Origin of the sequence: Streptomyces sp. NPDC052496 (genome assembly GCF_040679095.1) — a bacterium.
Lineage (GTDB): Bacteria > Actinomycetota > Actinomycetes > Streptomycetales > Streptomycetaceae > Streptomyces.
In genome coordinates, this window is the sequence record NZ_JBFAUH010000011.1 from 62,480 (window position 1) to 83,068 (window position 20,589).

General features: G+C 74.1%; 16 protein-coding genes. 9 read left to right on the plus strand and 7 right to left on the minus strand.

Translation table 11 applies throughout. The features are described from left to right. The first annotated feature begins 19 nt into the window (after positions 1-19). Positions 20-1,399 carry an FAD-dependent oxidoreductase gene (locus tag AB0L45_RS16635; RefSeq protein WP_365840395.1) on the plus strand — a complete coding sequence of 460 codons (1,380 nt, stop codon included), beginning with the start codon at positions 20-22 and terminating at the stop codon, positions 1,397-1,399. A gap of 100 nt (positions 1,400-1,499) precedes the next feature. Here the strand turns inward: AB0L45_RS16635 and AB0L45_RS16640 are convergent, their stop codons facing one another. Beyond that, entirely contained in the window at positions 1,500-1,883 is a 384-nt protein-coding gene (locus tag AB0L45_RS16640) for a helix-turn-helix domain-containing protein (RefSeq protein ID WP_365840397.1), read from the minus strand. A gap of 424 nt (positions 1,884-2,307) precedes the next feature. Here AB0L45_RS16640 and AB0L45_RS16645 point away from each other — a divergent pair, with 424 nt between their 5' ends. Both AB0L45_RS16645 and AB0L45_RS16650 read left to right on the plus strand, forming a co-directional pair. Further along, a complete protein-coding gene (locus AB0L45_RS16645) occupies positions 2,308-3,159 on the plus strand; it encodes a hypothetical protein (protein ID WP_365840399.1) in 852 nt (283 codons plus the stop codon). A 10-nt stretch (positions 3,160-3,169) separates the two neighbouring features. After that, a complete protein-coding gene (locus AB0L45_RS16650; protein WP_365840401.1) occupies positions 3,170-3,499 on the plus strand; it encodes a DUF6233 domain-containing protein in 330 nt (109 codons plus the stop codon). A 96-nt stretch (positions 3,500-3,595) separates the two neighbouring features. Here the strand turns inward: AB0L45_RS16650 and AB0L45_RS16655 are convergent, their stop codons facing one another. Beyond that, a complete protein-coding gene (locus AB0L45_RS16655) occupies positions 3,596-4,984 on the minus strand; it encodes a cytochrome P450 (RefSeq protein ID WP_365840404.1) in 1,389 nt (462 codons plus the stop codon). Positions 4,985-5,129: 145 nt separating this feature from the next. Between AB0L45_RS16655 and AB0L45_RS16660 the strand changes: the two genes are divergently transcribed. From AB0L45_RS16660 to AB0L45_RS16670, 3 genes are all read left to right on the plus strand, one after another. Further along, positions 5,130-5,495, plus strand: coding sequence for a hypothetical protein (locus tag AB0L45_RS16660; protein WP_365840406.1), 366 nt, complete (start codon positions 5,130-5,132; stop codon positions 5,493-5,495). A gap of 585 nt (positions 5,496-6,080) precedes the next feature. Beyond that, complete coding sequence (ctaD, locus tag AB0L45_RS16665) at positions 6,081-7,793, plus strand: cytochrome c oxidase subunit I (protein WP_365840408.1); 1,713 nt, start codon at positions 6,081-6,083, stop codon at positions 7,791-7,793. Next, positions 7,790-8,176: a cytochrome c oxidase subunit 4 gene (locus AB0L45_RS16670; RefSeq protein WP_365840410.1), complete on the plus strand. Its 387-nt coding sequence runs from the start codon at positions 7,790-7,792 to the stop codon at positions 8,174-8,176. Before ctaD ends, AB0L45_RS16670 begins: the two co-directional genes overlap by 4 nt. A 4-nt stretch (positions 8,177-8,180) precedes the next feature. Here the strand turns inward: AB0L45_RS16670 and AB0L45_RS16675 are convergent, their stop codons facing one another. From AB0L45_RS16675 to AB0L45_RS16690, 4 genes are all read right to left on the minus strand, one after another. After that, positions 8,181-9,854, minus strand: coding sequence for a ubiquinol-cytochrome c reductase cytochrome b subunit (locus AB0L45_RS16675; protein WP_365840412.1), 1,674 nt, complete (start codon positions 9,852-9,854; stop codon positions 8,181-8,183). A gap of 12 nt (positions 9,855-9,866) precedes the next feature. Then, a complete protein-coding gene (locus tag AB0L45_RS16680) occupies positions 9,867-10,250 on the minus strand; it encodes a DUF6479 family protein (RefSeq protein WP_365840414.1) in 384 nt (127 codons plus the stop codon). A 131-nt stretch (positions 10,251-10,381) separates the two neighbouring features. Further along, positions 10,382-10,861: a VOC family protein gene (locus tag AB0L45_RS16685; RefSeq protein WP_365840416.1), complete on the minus strand. Its 480-nt coding sequence runs from the start codon at positions 10,859-10,861 to the stop codon at positions 10,382-10,384. Positions 10,862-11,039: 178 nt separating this feature from the next. Continuing rightward, positions 11,040-11,456, minus strand: coding sequence for a CBS domain-containing protein (locus tag AB0L45_RS16690; protein ID WP_365840418.1), 417 nt, complete (start codon positions 11,454-11,456; stop codon positions 11,040-11,042). A gap of 422 nt (positions 11,457-11,878) precedes the next feature. On the opposite strand from AB0L45_RS16690, the gene AB0L45_RS16695 reads away from it, so the two are divergent. Further along, on the plus strand, positions 11,879-14,158 hold the full coding sequence (locus tag AB0L45_RS16695) for a GMC family oxidoreductase (RefSeq protein ID WP_365840420.1): 2,280 nt from the start codon (positions 11,879-11,881) through the stop codon (positions 14,156-14,158). Between the two features lie 18 nt (positions 14,159-14,176). On the opposite strand, the gene AB0L45_RS16700 is transcribed toward AB0L45_RS16695, so the two are convergent. After that, a complete protein-coding gene (locus AB0L45_RS16700; protein ID WP_365840422.1) occupies positions 14,177-15,325 on the minus strand; it encodes an alpha/beta fold hydrolase in 1,149 nt (382 codons plus the stop codon). 129 nt (positions 15,326-15,454) lie between these two features. Between AB0L45_RS16700 and AB0L45_RS16705 the strand changes: the two genes are divergently transcribed. Both AB0L45_RS16705 and AB0L45_RS16710 read left to right on the plus strand, forming a co-directional pair. After that, positions 15,455-18,415, plus strand: a complete 2,961-nt coding sequence (locus AB0L45_RS16705) for an AAA family ATPase (protein ID WP_365840424.1) — start codon at positions 15,455-15,457, stop codon at positions 18,413-18,415. A gap of 171 nt (positions 18,416-18,586) precedes the next feature. Beyond that, on the plus strand, positions 18,587-20,560 hold the full coding sequence (locus AB0L45_RS16710; RefSeq protein WP_365840426.1) for a multicopper oxidase domain-containing protein: 1,974 nt from the start codon (positions 18,587-18,589) through the stop codon (positions 20,558-20,560). The last annotated feature ends 29 nt before the right edge of the window (positions 20,561-20,589 follow it).

Below are 20,589 nucleotides of genomic sequence, written 5' to 3' on the forward strand. Positions count from 1 at the left end.
CCGCGGGAAGGGGCCTTCCGTGCTTCGTGTCGCAGTGATCGGTTCAGGACCCAGTGGCGTCTACACCGCTCAGGCGCTGGTCGGGCAAGAGGCCGTACCGGACGTCGAGGTGTATGTGCTCGACCGGCTGCCGTGTCCGTACGGGCTGGTCCGCTACGGGGTCGCCCCCGACCACGAGAAGATCAAGTCCTTGCAGCACAACCTCCGTACGGTGCTGGAGCACCCGCGCGTGCACTTCCTCGGCAACGTCCACGTGGGGGCCGACGGCCTCGGCCCCCGGGAGCTGCGGCGCATGTTCCACGCGGTGGTGTACTGCGTGGGCGCCGCCACCGACCGCCACCTGGGCATCCCCGGCGAAGAACTGCCCGGCAGCCATTCCGCCACCGCCTTCGTCTCCTGGTACAGCGCGCACCCGGACGCGGCGGACGGCCGCTTCCCGCTGACCGCGCGGTCGGCGGTGGTGATCGGCGTCGGCAATGTCGCGGTGGACGTGGCGCGGATCCTCGCCCGCGGGGCCGACGAGCTGGCGAGTACGGACGTGCCGCAGGCGGCGCTCGGCGCGCTCGCGGAGAGCCGGGTGACGGACGTGTGGATGGTGGGCCGGCGCGGGCCGTCGCAGGCGAAGTTCACCACCAAGGAACTGCGCGAGCTGGGTGCGCTGCCGGGCGCCGACGTGGTCGTACGGCCCGAGGAGCTGGCACTGGACCCGGCGTACGGCGATCCCTCGGGGCTGCCCGCGGTGAACCGGCGCAACGTGGAGGTGCTGCGCGGCTGGGCCGAGGGGAAGGGCGGCGCGCAGGACGGGGCGGGCGGGGGGCTCGAACGGCGGCGCCGCATCCGGATGCGGTTCTTCCTGCGGCCGGTCGAGGTGCTGGGCGACGTGGAGTCGGGGGTGCGCGGGGTGCGGTTCGAGCGGACGGTGCCGGACGGGACGGGCGGGGTCACGGGGACCGGGCAGTACGAGGACATCGCGGCGCAGCTGGTCCTGCGCTCGGTCGGGTACCAGGGGATGCCGCAGGCGGGCCTGCCGTTCGACGCGGCGACCGGGACGGTGCCGCACGTGGAGGGGCGGGTGCTGCGGGAGGGTGTGCCCTGCCCCGGCGAGTACGTGGCGGGGTGGATCAAGCGGGGGCCGACCGGGGTGATCGGCACGAACCGTCCGTGTGCGAAGCAGACCGCGGCCGCGCTGCTGGCGGACGCGGACGCGCTGGCGCGCGAGCCGTTGCCGGACGATCCGCTGACCGCGCTGCGGCGGGCCGGGCAGGCGCCGGTCCCCTGGCGTGGCTGGCTGGGCATCGAGGCGGCGGAGGCGGCGCTCGGCCGGGGCCTGGGCCGGACCACCGTGAAGATCGCGAAGTGGCCGGAGCTGCTGGCGGCGGCGGAGGACGGGGGGCGTTGAGCGCCGCCTCGCCGGTCGTCGTGGAAGTCCGGCGAGCGTCGGTGAGCGTGGTGGCGCACCGGCGAGTCCCGGAGGCGCAGCGTGGCGCGTCCGGGCCCGGTCAGTCGCCGGGGTGTTCGTCGCCGAGGCGTCCCTCCTGGAGTTCCGCCGCTTCCAGGACCCGTTCGATCAGTCCGGGGAACAGGGCGTCCAGGTCCGCGCGGCGCAGCACGTTCATCTTGGCGGTGCCGCGGTAGATCTGGCTGATGACGCCGTGCTCGCGCAGTACGCGGTAGTGGTGCGTACAGGTGGACTTGCTGACGGGCAGCTCGATGACCGTGCAGGAGAGTTCGCCCTGGGCGGCTGCCAGGCGGCGTACGATCCGCAGCCGCATCGGGTCGGCGAGGGCGTGCAGTACGTCTTCGAGGCGGATCTCCGCACGGTCCGGGTGGTCCAGGACGCGGGCACCGGGCCGGTCGGCTGATGGCGTCGTGGTGGTCGTCATGGCGCGGCTCCTGGAGTCGGCTTCGGGCGGTCGGTTCCAGCCGGGGATCACCATTGTACGAGGAACGTCGTAATTTGACATCCTCGCAGAACGGCACGGGGCGGGCGGGCCGCCCCGCGACTGACATGTACTCAGCCCGACGGGGCACCCGTGGCGAAAGAGTGAACCGGCCAAGACCGGCGGGCCGCGGGAGCCGGGCCGGGAGCCGGTGAGGTACCTGTGAGGTACGCATGCGGCGCGAGTGCCGCATGCGTGCGTCACGTGTGCGGCACGCGTGACGCAGGAGCGATGTACGCGTGGAGTGACGACTGACCACGATCGTCGGACCGCGACCCGGTCGCCCGGTTCGTGTCGGAGGCGCGATGAAGAACAGGACCGGCCGGTGACCGGCGCATGGTGGCCCCTTCCGCGCCGGGAAGGGGAGGTGCCGGAGCCGCATCGGCGCGTCTCCCGCACCGGACGGCAGGGGCCCCTGGCCGAGCGGCAGCAGCCCCGGCACCACGCGGCGCCGCCTGGCCGCCGTCCGCCGGGCTCCGGCGGTGCGGGCGACGACGGAGCGCGGGAGTGCGCGCCCGGCGTGTGGACGCGCGTCGGCCGCGCACTCCTCGCGCAGTGGCACCGTCTCGCCGGGCCGACCTGGGCGGCGCTGTGCCGTCGCCGGCTCGCCGCCGTACCGCTGACGGCGGTCTCCACGGTCCTCGTGATCACCTTCCACGCCCTCGCGCTGACGGACGCCGGTGAGCGGCTGGTCTGGTCGCTCGCGGGGGTACGGGCCGACGTTCCGGTCGGGCTGGTGCTGCTGCGGCTGCCGCTGTCGCTGTTCGCGCCGGCGCCGGGGCTTCCGTGGTGGGGCGCGCTCGCCCAGGTGATCGTGATCTTCGGGGTGGCCGAGTGCGCCCTCGGGACGCTCCGTACGGCGACCGTGTCCCTGCTCGTCACGGCGGCGGCGACGTTCTTCGCGCGCTTCCTGCTCACCCTCGGCCCGGGCCATCCGCTGTCGGTCCCCCCGGACGAGGCGACGCTGGCCGACACCGGCCCCTCCGCGGCCGTGGTGGGGCTGCTGATCTGCACCGGGTGGGCCTGCCGGGCCTCCGTGGTGGTCGTGGGCACGGTGGTGACCTTCTCACTGGAATGCGTGGTGACCTCCACCCTCTCCAGCCGGGCCCACCTGGGCGGCATCGCCGCCGCGCTGCTGTGCGCCGCGGTGGCCTGCCGGCCCCCGGCCCGCGCCGCTTCCCCGCCTCCCCCGCCCGTCAGCACCGGCCGGGACGGCTAGACTCGAACATGTGAGCGAACTGCCCCCCGACCTGCCGCGCCTCCGCACCCTGGAGACATGGCTGCGCCTGCAGCTCGCCGCCGTACGGACCCGTATCCACCACCTCGAACAGCAGGAACGCCAGCGCCCCGCTCCGGTCCGGCCGCCCCGGCCCGACTGGCTGCTGGAGACCGAACGCCTCGGGGGCCGCAACGGGCGCCCGGTCCGCGTCCATGCCGGCGGGTGCGGCCAGGCCCGCGGCCGGGCCATCAGCCGCGAGCAGGCGGTCGACGCTCTGAGCCAGGGCGTGGAGGCGTGTTACGGCTGCCGTCCGGACACCGAGCTGGGCATGCTCGGCTGAGAGCGCGCGAGCGGCCGGGCGGTGCCACCGCGCGATGCCCCGTGCGTACGTGCGTGCCTGCGGGCGCACGTGCATGCAGGCATACGTGTGCGTACGTCACCGGGCCGGGCGCGCCCGCAAGGTGGCCACCAGCGGTACGGCCGGCTGGATGAGGATGCCGATCCGGTGGGGCGCGTGCGCCGGCGTGACGTCCAGGTGAAAGCGCTGCCCCAGAGTGGCCAGCAGCAGCGCCGTCTCCACCTGGGCGAACCGTGCGCCGATACAGCCGCGCGGACCGCCGCCGAACGGGAACCAGGCGTGGTCGGGGACGACGTCGGGCGCGTCGGCGTCCCAGCGTTCGGGGCGGAACGCCGTCGGGTCGGGGAACCAGCGCGGATCGCGGTGGGCCGTCCACTGGCTGCACCACACCGTCGTACCGGCCGGGACCGCGCGGCCACCCAGGACCGCGCCCTCCCGGGCCACCGCGGGGATCACCCAGGCGGGTGGGTAGATCCGCAGCGCTTCCTTGACGACCTGCCGGGTCCAGGCGAGCTGCTCGTAGTCGTCGACGGTGGGCGGCCGGCCGGCCAGGACGCGGTCGAGTTCGTCGTCGAGCCGCGCCCGGGCTTCCGGCGACCGCGACAGCAGGTACCAGATCCACGTCAGCGCGGTGGACGTCGTCTCGTGGCCGGCCGTCCAGAGGGTCACCGCCTCGTCGCGGACCTCCTTGGCGGACAGCGGCCGCCCGTCCTCGTCGGCGGCCCGCAGAAGGCGGGCCAGCAGGTCGTCGCCCTCCCCCTCGCTCCCTCCCCCGCCCTTCGCCTCGCGCCGGGCGACGATCAGCCGGTGCACCTCGGCGTCGATGGTGGCCACGGCCCGGAGCAGGCGCCGTCGGTCGGGCGTACGCACCCAGTCCGGCAGGAAGAGGCCGATACCGCGCAGTTCGGCGCCCATCACGTGCTCGGCCACCGCCATCGCCTCGCCGAGCGCCCGGGTCCGGTCCCCGAGGTCGTTGCCGAACAGCGTGCGGAGCACGACACGCTGGGTGAGCAGCACCATCTCCTGGCGGACGTCGACGCGTTCGCCCGCGCGCCAGCGGTCGGCGACAGCGAGGGCGCTGTCGACCATGGTCCGGGTGTAGCGGCGCACCTGACGCGGGCGGACGGTGGGCTGGACCAGGCCGCGCTTGCGACGCCAGTCGGCGCCGGTACTGCGGACCACGCTCCTGCCGGCGATCTGCTGGAAGGCCCAGCCGACCTCCAGGAGGCCGTAGGCGTACTCGCGGGACGCGAGGAACTCGGCGATGTGCTGCGGGTGGGAGAGGAACAGGCTGCGCCGCGGGCCGAGGGACCACAGCACCGCGTCCCCGTACTCGTCCCGCAGCCGGGCCATGAAGGCCAGGGGGTCCTTCCCGAAGGCGGGCAGATTTCCGAGCCACGGCAGGCCGCGCGGACCGGGGACGGGACGGAGCGGGACGGTCGGCACGGATACGGCTCCTCCGGGCATGGTGAGGCGGTGGGCCCTGGCGGGTCGCGGGCGGCCACGGACCGGCGGTCTCCCGCCACTCATGTGTCTCGGCCGGTTCGCGCGGCGCCAATCTCACCCATTCGATGACATGCGCGCACAGTAGTCGAACGACTACCCTTTGTGCATGAACCGAGGGGGCTGCCAGGTCCACCGGTCCGTGGCACGGGCCGGTGTCCTGATGCTGGTCGCCGTGCTGATCGCCCTGTGCGGTTCCGTGCCCGCGGCTTTCGAACCGGGTGCCGGGCCGTCCGAGGTCGCCGCGATGTCGGTGCCCGATCCGGTGGCCGACGACAACCTTCCCCAGAGCGTCGCGCTCCGGGCGCCCCGGACCGGACGTACCGACCGCTCCCCCACGGCGCGGGCCCTCATGCCGTCGCTGCCGTGCCGGGCCGGACGGCTGGACCGGCTTCTCGCCCGCTGGACCGATCTGCGCCCGGGCGTCCCCGACGCCGCGGGTGACCGCGCGCGCCACACCGTCCTGCGCTGCTGATCAGGACCGCGCTCCCGCCTCCGCGGGGCGCTTCCGCACCACGCAGCAGCGATCAGCAGGTGAGGTGCGTCATGCCCATCGATCCCCAACGCGCGCTGGCAGGCTATCTGCGCGCCCTGAGCTACGCCCCGTACGAAGCGGAGCAGAGGCCCGGCTCCGGCTCGCGGCCCGGGTCCGCCCCGAGCGCGGGGTCCGGCCCGGAGCACGAAGCCGGCCCTGACCACGAGCCCGCTCGCCGATCCTCCGTCCCCGCCCCTCACCAACCCCCCACCCCGGCCCCACCACCCGCCGCAGCCGGCACGCCCGGCTTCCTCTGGCGCTTGCGGCTGTCGGCCCTGCGCCGCGGGCCGGCGGCCTCCGAGGTGACGCGCCGGGCCTGAGTGCCGGTGTCGGTACGCGGTCCGGTGCACCCTTCCGGGTGGCGGCGGGCCGCCCCGCGCCGTGGGCGCCGCCGATCCGGCCGCCGCTGGTGTCAGGCTGTCGGATGCCGGTCGGCGGCCGCGCGCCGGGAGGCGGTCCGTGCCCGCCTCCCGGCACGTGTCGGCGTGCCCGTGCCGGTCTTCGGCGCGGGCCGGGCGGAGGTTCATGGTCATCGAGGTTCGGCAGGGCACGCGTACGGAGGCCGGAGCGGCGCCCCGCGACACGGTGGGCCGGGCGGTGCGCCGCTGGCTGACCACCACCGACCACAAGGTGATCGGGAACCTCTACCTCGTCACCGCCTTCGGTTTCTTCCTGCTGGCGGGCGTGCTGGCGATGGTGATGCGGGCCGAACTGGCCCGGCCCGGTCTGCAGATCGTCAGCAACGAGCAGTACAACCAGCTGTTCACCGTGCACGGCACGATCATGATGCTGCTGTTCGCGACACCGATGTTCGCCGGGTTCGCGAACGCGGTGATGCCGCTGCAGATCGGCGCCCCCGACGTGGCCTTCCCGCGGCTGAACGCCCTGACGTACTGGCTGTTCCTCTTCGGCGGCCTGATCGTGGTCTCCGGGTTCCTGACCCCGCAGGGCGCCGCGTCGTTCGGGTGGTTCGCCTACGCGCCGCTCAACGGTGCCGTGCGCACCCCGGGCGCGGGCGGCGACCTGTGGACCATGGGGCTGGTGGTGTCAGGGCTCAGCACCACGCTGGGCGCGGTGAACTTCATCGCCACCATCATGTGCCTGCGCGCGCCGGGCATGACCATGTTCCGGATGCCGATCTTCACCTGGAACGTGCTGTTCACCTCGATCCTGGCGCTGCTGGCGTTCCCCGTGCTGACCGCCGCGCTGCTCGCCCTGGAGGCGGACCGGAAGTTCGGGGCGCATGTCTACGACCCCGCCAACGGCGGAGCGGTGCTGTGGCAGCACCTGTTCTGGTTCTTCGGGCATCCGGAGGTGTACATCGTCGCCCTGCCGTTCTTCGGGGTGATCACGGAGATCATTCCGGTGTTCAGCCGTAAGCCGGTGTTCGGCTACATCGGCATGGTGGGCGCGACGATCGCCATCACGATGCTCTCCGCGACCGTCTGGGCGCACCACATGTTCGCCACGGGCGCGGTGCTGCTGCCGTTCTTCTCCCTGATGTCCTTTCTGATCGCGGCGCCGACGGGGGTGAAGTTCTTCAACTGGATCGGCACGATGTGGCGGGGCAGCCTGTCGTTCGAGACGCCGATGCTGTGGGCGGGCGGATTCCTGGTGACTTTTCTGCTCGGTGGTCTGAGCGGGGTGCTGATCGCGTCGCCGCCGCTGGACTTCCATGTCACCGACTCGTACTTCATCGTGGCGCATCTGCATTACGTGCTGTTCGGGACGGTGGTCTTCGCGATGTTCGGCGGCTTCTACTTCTGGTGGCCGAAGCTGACGGGCCGGATGCTCGACGAGCGGCTGGGGCGGGTGCATTTCTGGACGCTGTTCGCCGGGTTCCAGCTGACGTTCCTGGTGCAGCACTGGCTGGGTTCGAGCGGCATGCCCCGGCGGTACGCCGATTATCTGGCCGCCGACGGCTTCACCGTACTGAACACGGTGTCCTCGGCCGGCGCGTTCCTGCTGGGGCTCTCCACGCTGCCGTTCCTGTACAACGTCTGGCGTACGGCGCGCCGGGCGCCGAAGGTGGCGGTGGACGATCCGTGGGGGTACGGCAGGTCGCTGGAGTGGGCGACGTCCTGCCCGCCGCCCCGGCACAACTTCCACGCGCTGCCCCGGGTGCGCTCCGACTCCCCCGCTTTCGACCTGCACCATCCGGAGGTGCTGCGGCTGCCCGCCCCGCAGCGCGGCGGGGCCGGGCCGACCCCCGATCCGCACCGGGAGCGTCATCCGTGAAGGCCGAGGCGTTCCTCTTCGCCGGGGTGGCGGGGTTCTTCTTCGTGACCGGTCTCGGCTACGCGCTGTGGTCGCGGGAACCGGCCGGTACGGCGGCGCTGGCCGTCTCCTTTCTGATGGCGTCGCTCGTGTGTGCTTTCTGCACGGTCAACCACCGTCGGCGCGGGGCCCGGCCGGAGGACCGCAAGGAGGCGGAGGTGCGCGAGCGCTCCGGCGGGCTGGGGTTCTTCCCGCCGCGCAGCGGCCGGCCGCCGCTGGCCGGGCTGGCGGTGGCGCTGACCGCGCTGGGGGTCGTCTTCGGCCTGTGGCTGTTCCTCATCGGGGTGGGGCTGCTGGTGGCGGCGGTGGCCGGCATGGCGCTGGAGTTCGCCGGGCGTACGTGAGGCGTCAGGTGCGGTCGCCGCCCCGGTGGCCCGGGCCGTGCCCCGGCCCGGCCGTCCGTTCGGCGATGCGGGCCCGCTGCTCGGGGGTGGCCGGGAGGTCGATCCGGTCGCGGTGGTACCAGGTGCTCAGGGCCAGGCGTACGCGCTGCCGCCGGGCGAGGCGGGCCGGGTCGGCGGGCGGTGGGAGCGGTTCGGGGACGTCGCGTACGAGCAGCCGGTACCGGCGTTCGGCGGACAGGCCGCGGCGCTCCTCGCCGAGTCCGCCGCTCACGTCCTGGGTCACCTCGCCCGTCTCCTCCCCCGCCACCAGCGCGTCGCGGTCCTCGCTCTGGAGGGCGAGGCAGAGGCGTTTGGTGAGCAGGAAGGCGAGGACCGGGGCCACCACGAGGGCGACGCGGAAGAACCAGGTCAGGGCGTTCACCGAGACGCGGAAGCCGAAGGCGGTCACGTCGTTGCCGCCGGCGGCGAGGAGGACGGCGTAGCAGACGAGGCCGGCGACTCCGAGGCCCGTACGGGTGGGCCGGTTCCGCGGCCGGTCGCACAGGTGGTGTTCCTGGGTGTCGCGGGTCAGCCACGCCTCGCAGAACGGCCAGAGGTACAGGGCGAGGAAGAGCAGGCCGGGCAGGATCACCGCCGGGACCAGGACGCTCCACAGGACGGTGTGGCCCCAGAGGTCGCTCTCCCAGGGCGGCATGAGGCGCAGCGCGCCTTCCAGGAAGCCGACGTACCAGTCGGGCTGTGCGTCGGTGGCGACCTGGTCCGCCCGGTACGGGCCGTACTCCCAGACGGGGTTGATCTGGGCCAGGGCGCCGAGGAGCGTCAGGACGCCCGCGGTCATGCAGAACAGGCCGGCGGACTTCGCGGCGAAGTGCGGGTACATCGGGCGGCCGACGACGTTGCGGTTGGTGGTGCCGGGCCGGCTCCACTGGGTGTGCTTGAGGTGGACGACGAGGATCAGGTGGGCCGTGATCAGGGCGAGCAGGATGCCCGGGACGAGCAGGATGTGCAGCCCGTACAGGCGGTTGACGAGGTCCGTTCCCGGGAACGGGCCGCCCCACAGGAAGAAGCTCAGGTACGTGCCGGCGAGCGGGACGGACATCACGATGGTGTTCGCGGTGCGCAGGCCGGTGCCGGACAGCGAGTCGTCGGGCAGCGAGTACCCGGCGAACCCCTCCACCAGCGCCAGCAGGAACAGCGTCACCCCGATGATCCAGTTGACCTCCCTGGGCCGGCGGAAGGCGCCGGTGAAGAAGATGCGCAGCAGGTGGACGCCGATGGCGGCGAGGAAGACCAGCGCGGCCCAGTGGTGGATCTGCCGGAGCAGCAGCCCGCCCCGGACGTCGAAGCTGAGGTGCAGCGTGGCGGCGTACGCGTGCGACATGGGCAGCCCGGACAGCGGGGTGTACCGGCCGTGGTAGACGGTCTGCGCGGTCACCGGGTCGAAGAAGAGGGTCAGGTACGTGCCGGTGAGGACGAGGACGAGGAAGGCGTAGAGCGCCAGTTCGCCGAGCAGGAACGACCAGTGGTCGGGGAACGCCTTGCGCAGCAGGGACCTGCCGCCCTCGGCGAGCGGCAGGCGGCGGTCCAGCGCCTCGAACGCGGCGTGTGCCAGGTGACCGGTACGGGTACGGGGGCGCGCCGGTTCCGGTGCGGGGGCCTTCCGGCGGCGGAACACCATGGGCCGCGGCCCTCAGCCGTTGCCGAAGGAGCCGCTCTTCCCCTCGTTCCACGGCGGCGGTTCGTCGGAGTTGCCGGGGCGCGTGCCGTACCGGCCCATGTCGTCGACGCCGGACGGCGGCTGCTCGTCGTGGCTCTCCCGGGACACGCCGTCGGCCGCCCGTGCCGAGGTGCCGTTCCTGCCCGTCCTCTTGGCGTGGCGGGGGCCTGCGTGGGCGCGCGGTGGGCGGTCCTGTCGGCGTGCGCGGCGCCGGTAGCCGTACCCGACGGCGCCGATCAGCAGGATGACGACGACGATGCCCGCGATGAGGGGGCCGATGCCGATGGCCAGGTGGGAGGCGGCCGTCGGCGCTTCGACCGGCAGGGGCGCGGCCGTCAGGGGAGCATCGAGAGACATGGGGGCTGCTTACCCGTTGGTCCCGGTTTGCCATCAAAGGCACCGCCGAACGAGTGGAGGTGCCGGCGGGGCGTGCGGACGCCGCGAGGGCGGGGTGCGGACGGACGCCCGCACCCCGCCCCGGTGCCTCGTCACTCCCCTGCGTGTGCGGAGCGGACGGCGGCGAGGTCGATCTTGTGCATGCGCAGCATCGCCTCGGTGGCCCGCTTCGCCTTCGCCGGGTCGGAGTCGCTGACCAGGGCCAGCAGTTCCGTGGGGAAGACCTGCCAGGACACGCCGTACTTGTCCTTCAGCCAGCCGCAGGGGCCCTCCTGGCCGCCGTCGGCGAGCTTCTCCCAGTAGTAGTCCACTTCCTCCTGATCGGCGCAGCGGACCTGGAACGAGACGGCTTCGCTGAACGTGAACTCGGGGCCGCCGTTGAGTCCCATGAACTTCTGGCCGTTGAGGACGAACTCGACCGCCATCACCTCGCCGGGCGTGCCCGGTCCGGCCTCGTTGTAGCGGACGACATCGCCGAGCTGGGAGTTCTTGAAGATGGACAGGTAGTGGTGGGCCGCCTCCTCGGCCTGGCCGTCGAACCACAGACAGGTCGTGAAACCGTCGATCGCCATGGTGTGCCTCCCGTCGTGTGGGCCTGTGTATACCCGTACGGCGGGGGCGGCGCCATAACCAAACCGGTGTTCGAACCGCGGTGCACGGTGATTGACGGACGTACGCCCACGCCGCGTGGACCATCGTGCCTACGGTCCGGCGTGGGCGCACTCCGTACCCGCGGTGCGCGGGGCGCGCTCAGTCGGTGGAGAGGGCTTCGAGGAGGTCACCGGCCTTCGAGTCGGGCAGCGCGCGGGCGACGTCCGCCAGCGCGACCATGCCGACGAGGCGGTGGCCGTCGATCACCGGCAGGCGCCGGACCTTGTGCCGGGCCATGGTCGCGAGGATCTCGTCCGCGCCGTCGTCGGCGCCGATCGTCACCGCCTCGCCCTGGGCCAGTTCACCGGCCTTGGTCTGCGCGGGGTCCTTGCCCTGGCCCAGCACCTTGACGACGATGTCCCGGTCCGTCAGGACGCCCTTGAGCCGGTCGTCCGTACCGCAGATCGGGACCGCGCCGACGCCGAGGTCGGTGAGCTTGCGGGCCGCGTCGAGGACGCTCTCCTCGGCGCCGACGCACTCGGCTCCGGGGGTCATGATGTCGCGTGCAGCAGGCATGGTTCCGCCTTTCTCCGTCAGATGTGCCGGTGCGTGACCGCGACCGGAAAACCGCTCGTGGGGCGGGGTGAACACGCTGTTCCGGCCGCCAGCACACGCGTTCCCCGCTGCTCGGATCGCTAACGTCGGATTCCGGGGATTGCGCCGGATGCCGTGCCGCGGTCCAGGCCGCCGCCGAGGCTCTCACCGCGGTCGCGCAGCCAGTGGTCCAGGCGGTGGGCCATCGGCAGCCAGGCGGGTTCACCCGTCGTCGTACGCCGGTGCGGCGCGCCCCGGCGGGGAGTTCGGCAGCAGGCGGAAGTCCGTCGCGGTGCCCGGGCTGCCGTCGCGCGTTCCGGATGTGGGCGCGGCGGACCGTTGCTCTACTGGGAGGGCCGGCCGCCGCGGACCGCGCGGCCGTCGCCGAACTGGAGGGACGGGCCGTGGCCGAGGCGTCGCCGGGGAGCGGGACGGGACGTCCCGAGCGGGTCGAGGCGCTGGTCGTCGGGTCCGGTTTCGGCGGTGCGGTGGCGGCGTACCGGCTGGCGGAGGCGGGCCTGTCCGTGGTCGTCCTGGAGCGCGGCCGGGCGTACCCGCCGGGGAGTTTCCCCCGGACGCCGGCGGAGCTGGGGCGGGCCCTGTGGGATCCGAGCGAGGGGCTGTACGGCCTGTTCGACGTCTGGCGGTTCCGGGGCTGCGACTCGCTCGTCTCCAGCGGGCTGGGCGGCGGTTCGCTGATCTACGCCAACGTGCTGCTCCGCAAGGAGCCGCACTGGTTCGTGCCGCGGGAGGAACTGCCCGGTGGCGGCCACGAGTCGTGGCCGCTGACCCGGGCGGACCTCGACCCGCACTACGACGCGGTCGAGTCGGTGCTGCGCCCGGTCCCGTACCCGGCGGACACCGAACCGTACGCCCGTACGCCGAAGACGCGGGCACTGCGGGAGGCGGCCGGCCGGGCGGGGCTGCCGTGGTCACCGGCGCCGCTCGCGGTCAGCTTCGCCCCGCGCCCCGGCGCGCCGCCCGGCCCGGGCCTGCCGCTCGCGGACGAGCCGTACGGCAACCTCCACGGCGTACCGCGCGGCACCTGCGCGCTCACCGGGGAGTGCGACCTGGGCTGCAACAACGGCGCGAAGAACACCCTGGACCACACCTACCTGTCCGCCGCCCGGCACCACGGCGCCGACCTGCGGACCGGGCATCAGGCCGTCACGGTGGAGCCGCTGGAGAGCGGATACCGGGTCGGTTACGTCGTGCACGCGATGGACGGCGCGGGGCCGCCGGTGCGCACCGCCGACCTGCCGCGGCGCCACCTCGACTGCGACCGGCTGGTGCTGGCGGCGGGCACGTACGGCACGGTCCACCTGCTGCTGGCCAACCGGGCGCGGCTGCCCGGTCTGGGCCCGGCGCTGGGCACCCGGTTCTGCGGCAACGGCGACCTGCTGACGTTCCTGTACGGCCGGGGCGGCACGCCGGTGCCGCGCCCGGACCGGGGGCCGGTGATCACCGGTGTGGTGGGCGAGGCGGACGGGGGTACGGGGCGCGGGCACATCGTCCAGGACGGCGGTTACCCCGGCTTCCTGAACTGGCTCGCGGAAGGCGTGCGGCTCGCCGGAGGCGCCGGGCGGCTGGCCGCGTTCGCCGCCGGCCTGGCGCGGGACCACGTCCTCGGCTCGGCGGACAGCAACCTCTCCGGCGAGATCGCCGCCCTGCTCGGGTCCGGCAACGGCTTCCCCGGGGTGCTGCCGCTGCTGGGCGTGGGCCGGGACGTGCCCGACGGGGTGATGGGGCTGCGGGGCGGCCGGCTGGACGTGCGGTGGACCACCGCCACCAGCCGGGCGTACTACGAGGGCGTCCGCACCACCATGCGGCGGCTCGCCGACGCGATGGGCGCGGGCCACCTGGACAACCCCCTCTGGTGGTGGCGGCGGGTCGTCACCGTCCACCCGGTGGGCGGCGCGCCCCTCGGCGACCGCCCGGAGGAGGCCGTCTGCGACCCGTACGGCGAGGTGTTCGGGCATCCGCGCCTGTACGTGGCGGACGCGGCGGCGCTGCCGGGGCCGGTCGGGGTCAACCCGTCGCTGACCATCGCGGCGCTGGCGGACCGGATGAGCACCCGGCTGCTGGAGAACCGGCCGCCCCGGCGGGCGCACCGCCCGGCCCCGGCGCCCGCCACCACCCTGACGTTCGCCGAGGTGATGCGCGGCGCGCTGGCCGACGGGCCCGGGCTCGTCCTGCGGCTGACCGTCACCGTCGACGACGTGGACGCCTTCATCGACGCGCCGGACCACCGGGCCGCCGTGCGCGGCACCGTCGACTGCGATCCGCTGGGCGGCCGGCTGCCCGTACGGGAGGGCTGGTTCAACCTGTTCGTGCCGAGCGGGCTCCCCGGGCGCCGGCGGATGCTCTACCACCTGAACCTGGACGGGCCCGGGGGCCACCCGCTGACCCTCACCGGCCGCAAGGAGGTGGGGGACGATCCGGGGCCCGACCTGTGGGCGGACACCACCACGCTCGCGGTCGAGGTCCGCCGGGGCCGGCACGCGCCGGGTGAGGTGCCCGCGCAGGCGCCGCTCTGTTCCGGCGTGGTGCGCGTGGGCCGTCTGGATTTCGTGCGGCAGCTGGCCTCCATGCGCGCGACGGGTGCCGCTCCGCTCGCGGCGCTCGCCCGGTTCGGGGAGTTCTTCGCCGGGGAGCTGTGGGGGGTGTACGGGCCGGGGCGGTAGCGCCGCCCTCGGGGACGTTCAGCGGGCGTGGGTGTCCAGGAAGGCGGTCAGGTGCGGGAAGACGTCGCGGGCGCTGTCCTTGCCCATGAAGACGTCCTGGTGGCCGTAGCCCGGGAAGAGGTGCAGCCGGGACACGCCGGGTGCGCGGACCGCGAGTTCGCGCTGGCAGGCGGGGTTGGAGCCGGCCATGACGTGGTTGCGGTCGCCGGTGGTGAGCAGGAGCGGGGTGGTCAGGCCGGCCGCCGCCTCCAGGTAATCGTCGGGCAGTTCGCGGTACGCCGGGTCGCCGGGCCGGTACTTGACGGCCCGGCCGGCCCGGACGATCGCCCGGATGTGCCGGTAGTAGTTCAGGCCGGTGGCTCCGAACAGGTCCGCGACGCGCTCGTGGGTGACCGGTGACATCAGGTCGTGGTCGTACAGCGCGGGCCGGCCGGAGCCCCACATCGCGCTGACCATGTGGCAGGAGGGCTCCCGGCATTCGGGGTGGAAGAGCGACACCAGGCGGGCGATCATGCGGCCGCGGGTGAAGGGGGCGTCCAGCGGCCAGGCGGGGTTCAGGTAGGGCAGGCCGAGCACGTACTCGGTCAGGCCGGGGACGACGTAGAGCTTGCAGCGGGACCACCGGGGCGGCCGCAGGACCAGGGCGGAGCTGTTGATGACCGCGCTGGTCACGCCGGTGACCAGCCCCGCGGCCAGGCTCATGGCGAAGGTGACCCCGCCCAGGCAGTGCGCGATCACGTGCAACCGGGCGGCCGGGCCGATGTGCGCCCGGATCTCGGCGAACGCGGCGGGGAAGTCGTGCAGGGCCACGTCGTCGAGGGTGAAGCGGTGCGCCGCCAGGTCGTACGGGAAGCGGTTGCTCATCCGGTGGTCGAGGGCCCAGACGTCGGGGTAGCCGTGGTCGAGCAGGTAGGTGGTGAGGTCGTCGTGCTCGGGCATGACGAACATGTCGCTCGACGTGGTCAGGCCGTGCACGAGCAGCACCGCGTCGGACGGTGCGGGGCCTGCGGACGGTACGGAGCCGGTGGCCGGTGCGGAGCCGGTGGCCGGCCGGCGGCGGTAGCGGGTCAGGGTCAGGCCCAGCCCGTCGCCGGCCGCGAACGGGTGCACGGTGACCTCGGCGTCACGGACGCCTTCGCTGGTGAACAGGGGGATGCGGCGCTGCATACGGCTCTGGCCTCCTCAGCCCCGCCACTCCGAGAGATTGCCCGGAAAGTCTCCATAGACCAAAATATTCCATTGGGGCGACCTCCGCCGTTCACCCGTCCGCCCCCTCGAACGAAACCGGCCCGCCCGATGCCCGACAGCTCCGCACCGCCCCACGGCAACGGCGCACTCGTCGGCCGTACGGAGGTCGTACGCCTGCTGGCCACCGAAGCCGAGCGGGCCGCCGCCGGCGAGTTCCGGCTCGTCGAACTGAGCGGAGACCCGGGGGCGGGCAAGACCAGACTGCTCGGCGAGACCGCCGGCGCCGCGTCGCGGCACGGGCTGACCGTGCTGCGCGGCCGCGCCACCGAGTACGAGAACGACGTGCCCCTGTCACTTGCCGTGGACGCCCTGGACGACGAGGTGGAGAACCGGGCCGAGCAGGTACGCGCGGCCCTGGACCCGGAGAGCGCGCGGCTGCTCGCCGACGTCTTCCCCGCCCTGCCGGCGGACCGCCCCGGGCCGGACACCGCGGCGGCCCCGAGCACCGGCCTCAACCGCTACCGCGTGCACCGTGCCGTACGCCTGCTGCTGGAAGCCCTCGCGGCGCCCGGCGGCCTCGCCGTCCTGCTGGACGACGTGCACTGGGCCGACGAGGGCTCGGTGGAGCTGCTGTCCCACCTCGCCCGGCACCCGCCGCGCGGCCCGCTCCTGCTCGCCGTCACCTACCGCACCCGCCAGGCGGGCCCCCGGCTGACCGCGGCCCTCGCCGACTCCGCGCCGGGCCTGCGCACCCGTATCGACGTCGCACCGCTCACCCTCCGGGAGACCGGTGAGTTCCTCGGCCCTTCCGTCGGCGCCCGGCGCCGCCGCGCGCTCTACGAGGCCAGCGGCGGCAATCCGCTGTACCTGGAGGCGCTGGCCCGTTCCGCACCGGCTGCCGCCACGCCCGCCGGCAGCGCCGCCGAGAGCGCCGCCCCGCCCGACGACGGGCTGCTGCCGAACGCGGTACGCGAAGCGCTGGCCGCCGAACTGGCCGCGCTCCCCGCCGACGCCCGGCTGGCCGCCCAGGCCGCGGCCACGCTCGGGGACGAGTTCGAGCCGGGCATGGTGGCCGTCGCCGCGCTCACGACCGAGGCGGAGGCGCTGGCGGCCCTCGACGAGCTGGCGGTACGGGACGTGGTGCGCTGCGCGCCCGCCCCGGGCCGCTTCCGCTTCCGCCACCCCGTCGTCCGGCACCTCGCGTACGCCTCCTCCGGCGCGGGCTGGCGGGTCGCCGCGCACGCCCGCGTCGCCGCCGCCCTGGACGAGCGCGACGCGCCCACCGTCACCCGCGCCCGCCACATCGCCCGCTCGGCGCGCTTCGGCGACCTGCTGTCCGTCGGCGTACTCGTCGAGGCGGCCCGCGCCACCGCGTACCAGTCCCCCGCGACCGCCGCCCAGTGGCTGCGCACCGCCCTGGACCTGCTCCCCGAGAAACCCGGCGGCACGGCGGCCGGGCCCGCGCCCGACCGGCTCTCCCTGCTGGTCGAACTGGCCCGGCTCCAGGGCGTCGGCGGACGCCTCGTCCAGGGCCGCGACACCGCCCTGGAGGTGCTGCGGCTGCTGCCGCCGGACGCCTGGGCACAGCGGGCCCGCGCCGCCCGGTTCTGCGCCATCCTGGAGCGGCTGCTCAACCGGCAGGCGCAGGGACGCGCCCTGCTCCGCTCGGAGCTGGGCCGGGTGCCGCCGGAGCACGCGGCGGACGCGGTACCGCTGCACCTCCAGCTGATCGGCGACAGCCTGATCCGCGCCGACTTCGCGGCCGCCGCCGAGCAGCTGGACCGGCTGACCGCCGTACTCTCCCGGCCCGGCGGCGGCACCGAGGCGGGCGGCGGCGCGCCCGACGACTGGGTGCCGCTCGTGGTGCTCCGGCTCGGCTGCGCGTACGGCGCGGGCGACCTGGACGCCGCGCACGGCCTCGCCGCCGCGGCCGAACGGCTGACGGAGGAGGCCACCGACGCCGAGCTGGCCCCGTGGCTGGAGTCGCTGTCCTTCCTGTGCTGGATCGACGCGATGATGGGCCGGCTGCCGCAGGCCGCCCGCACGGTCGAGCGGAGCCTGGCCATCGCCAACGCCACCGGGCAGAGCTATCTGTCGCCCTGGATGCTGACCGCCCAGGCGTTCACGTGCGGCCGGACGGGGCGGCTCGCGGAGGCCGTCGACCGGGCCGAGGACGCGGTGGACGCGGCGCGGCTGCTCGGCTCCGACGAGTGCGTGGCCCTGGCGCTGGCCGTCAAGTCGCTCATGGTCCGCTGGACGGGCGACGCCGCCGCCGCGCTGGCCCTCGCCGACGAGGCGATCCGGCACGCGGACGGCCGCCGGGAGTGGTGGGCGCGGCTCGGCGCCGTCGGCCGCGGCCTGGCCCTGGTCGAACTCCAGGAGGTGGACGCGGGCGCGGCGCAGGTGCTGGCCGCGTGCGACGAGTTCGTCGACCCCCTGCTGGAACGCAGCTGTCTGCTGGTGTGCTGCGAGGCGATGGCCGACGCGGAGGCCGAGCGCGGCCGGCCGGCGGCGGCCGCGGGCTGGGCGGACCGGGCCGCGGCGGTCCCGGGCGGCGGTACGGGGTCGGGGCACGCGGTGCTGGCGCGGGCGCACGCGGAGCAGGACGGCGATCCGGCCGCCGCGGCACGCGGCGCGGGCCGGGCGGCGGAACTGTTCGCGGCGACCGGTGAGCGGCTGTTCGCGGCGCGGGCGTGGCTGCGGGCCGGCACCGCGCACGCCCGCTGCGGGCAGAAGGCCGCGGCGCGTACGGAGCTGGCGCGGGCGGCGGAGGTCTTCGGCGCGTGCGGAGCGCTGGGGCTGCACGCCCGGACCGTACGCGAGCAGCGGAAACTGGGGGTCCGGGCCGGGCGGGGGGCCGCGCAGACGGACGGGCGGCTCTCGCGGCGGGAGGCGGAGGTGGCCGAGCTGGTCCGGCAGGGGTTCAGCAACCAGCGGATCGCGGAGCGGCTGTTCCTGAGCCCGCGCACGGTCGAGACGCATGTGGCGCACGTCTTCGCGAAGCTCGGGGTGTCGTCGCGGGCGGCGGTGGCGGGGAAGCTGGCGGGGGTGCGGGGGCCGGAGGGCTGAGGGGCGGGTGGGCGGGCTGCGGGGCGGGTCCGGGGGCCGGCTCAGTAGGGCGGTCTCCGTATCCGTAGCGGTTCAGTAGTGGGGCCCGTGTTTTCCCCGATGTGGTGAGGGGGCGCCGGGGCGCACGGTGAGGGAGTCAACCTTTCCAGCTCCCCGAAAAGAGCCCCCGAAATGCCTGAGCTGATCGAAAACCCCGCCCCGGTGGCCCTGGAGACCTCTCCGGTCCCGGACCCCCTGGTCACTCCGGACCCCCTGGTGGTCCCGCAGACCCCGGCCGCCCCCGCGCCGCCGCCGCTGGAACCGTTCCTGGACCCGTTGCGGATCCCGCCGGTCCTGCGGCCGGAGCCCGACCCGGAGACCGGCCGCGCCGAGCTGACCGTACGGACCCGCCCCGTCCACACTTCGTTGCACTCGCAACTCCCCCCGTCGCTGATGTGGGCGTACGAGGGCCAGGTCCCCGGACCGACGATCGAGGTGCGGCGCGGCACCCGGTTGCGGGTGTCCTGGGAGAACGGGCTGAGCGGCCCGTACCCCCTGATCAAGGTGGAGACGCGGGTACCGGCGAACACCATGCGGCCCGGTTACGACCCGGCGGCCGACACCTTCGACCGCAAGGTGGCCGCACTGCCGCCGTGGACGGTGGTGCATCTGCACGGCGCGCGGACCAGCGGCGTCAACGACGGCTGGACCGACAACGCGGTGCCGCCGGGCGAGACCCAGCTCTCCGAGTACGTCAACGACCAGGCGTCCTGCACCCTCTGGTACCACGACCACGCCATGAACATCACCGCGCTGAACGTGATGACGGGCCTGGCCGGCATGTACTGGATCAGGGACGACGAGGAAGCGGCGCTCGGCCTGCCGGACGGCGACCGCGAGATCCCGCTCGTCCTGTGCGACCGCAACGTGGACACCGACTGGAAGGGCCGCCCGACCGGCGTGCTGCTGCACAAGGTCCTGCGCGACGCCCAGGACGTGCCCCGGCCGTTCTTCGGCCCGTACAACGTCGTCAACGGCGTCGTCCAGCCGCACCTGGAGGTGGCCGCCCGCTGGTACCGCTTCCGGATCGTCAACGGCTCCAACGCCCGGTTCTTCACCCTGCGCCTGTGCCACGAGGACGGCACACCGGTCGACCCGGAACTGGTCGCCCGCGCCTTCCACCAGATCGGTACGGACAGCGGGCTGCTGCCCGAGCCGGCACCGCTGCCGGAGCAGGGCCTGACCCTGGCACCGGCCGAACGCGCCGACGTACTGGCCGACTTCTCCGTCCTGCGGGGGATGCGCGTCCACTGGGCCGACGCGGCCACCACCCCGCCCGGCCCGGCGCCCGCGCCCGAGGTGCTGCAGTTCCGGGTCGCGGACGAGGCGGCGGACGACCCGTTCACGCTGCCGGGCCGGATCAGCCCGTCCTACGTACGGCTGAGCCACGCCACGGCCCCCGACCACGAGCACCGGTGGATCGTGCTGACGCCGCCCGCCGCGACCGGGATGCCGATGATGTGGGAGATGGAGACCGTCGAGGACGCCTCGGCGGTGGAGATCCCCAGCGACGGCATCGTGCAGGTGCAGCGGCCGGGACAGCCCCTGCTGACGCTGCGCCGGGTCGCGGAGATGTTCAACGACACCACCACGATCATGGCGCGCGAAGGCGGCTGGGAACAGTGGAACGTGCTGAACCTGGGCGGCCCCGTGCACCCCTTCCACATCCACTTGATCCGCTTCCAGGAGACCCGGCGGCAGCACTACGACGCCCGCGGTTTCCAGCGGCTGTACCACGGCGACGGCACGGTGCGCGGCCACGGCACCGTCACCCCCGTCACCTTCACCGGGGACCTGCCCGTCGAGGGCGCCGACCTCGGCTGGAAGGACACCGTACGGGTCGGCGACACCAGGCCGGCGCCCGCCGGGTCCGGCCAACTGGTCTCCGTACTGGGCCGGTTCGACGGCGGCTCGGGGCGCTACATGTACCACTGCCACATCCTCGAACACGAGGACGAGTCGATGATGCGCCCGTTCACGGTCATGCCGGGACCGGTGATGGACATGCACCCCGGAATGCACGGCGGCGGCCATGGGGGCTCAGGGGGACACGGGGGCTCAGGAGGCCATGGGGGCTCAGGAGGACACGGAGGTCACTCCTCATGACGTATCCACCGTCCACCCCGCAGGACACC